The following is a 542-nucleotide window of genomic DNA, read 5'->3' as shown; positions in this document are numbered from 1 at the left end:
GGTTGAGTCCAGCAGGATGGTGTACGACGGGCCCTCAGCGAAGTCTGGGCGTGTCGTAGCCGAGTAGAGGGTGGTCACCGCGTGATCCTTCAAAAGACCGCCAAGTCACTTGAAGGAAGAAAGTTTCACGCGATGACCTCTGTCCAGCCTATCGACCCGTCCGCAATGCTGTCCGAGCAACTCGCCGTCGCGAGCCCGGATCTCCTGCGCAACATGATGTCCACGTTCATTCAGGCCATGATGAGCGCCGAAGCCGACACGGTGTGTGGCGCCGGCTACGGCGAACGCTCCGACGAGCGGGTGAACTCCCGAAACGGGTACCGCCACCGCGACTTCGATACTCGTGTCGGCACGATCGACGTCGCGATCCCCAAACTGCGTCAGGGTAGTTACTTCCCGGACTGGCTGCTCGAACGCCGCAAACGTGCCGAACGAGCCCTGACCTCGGTGGTCGCCACCTGTTATCTGCTCGGGGTGTCTACCCGACGCATGGAGAAACTTGTCGAATCACTTGGTGTGACAAAGCTTTCCAAGTCGCAGGT

The 542-nt window shown here is 60.3% G+C and carries 1 protein-coding gene; it reads left to right on the top strand.

Translation table 11 applies throughout. The annotated features are described in order from the left end of the window. Positions 1-132: 132 nt before the first annotated feature. The coding region (locus A5789_RS06885; protein ID WP_197516565.1) for a transposase at positions 133-542 on the top strand (410 nt) is incomplete at its 3' end.

The sequence above is a fragment of the Nocardia sp. 852002-51101_SCH5132738 genome, from assembly GCF_001665695.1.
Lineage (GTDB): Bacteria > Actinomycetota > Actinomycetes > Mycobacteriales > Mycobacteriaceae > Nocardia > Nocardia nova.
This window is presented reverse-complemented; position numbering and strand designations above follow the sequence as displayed.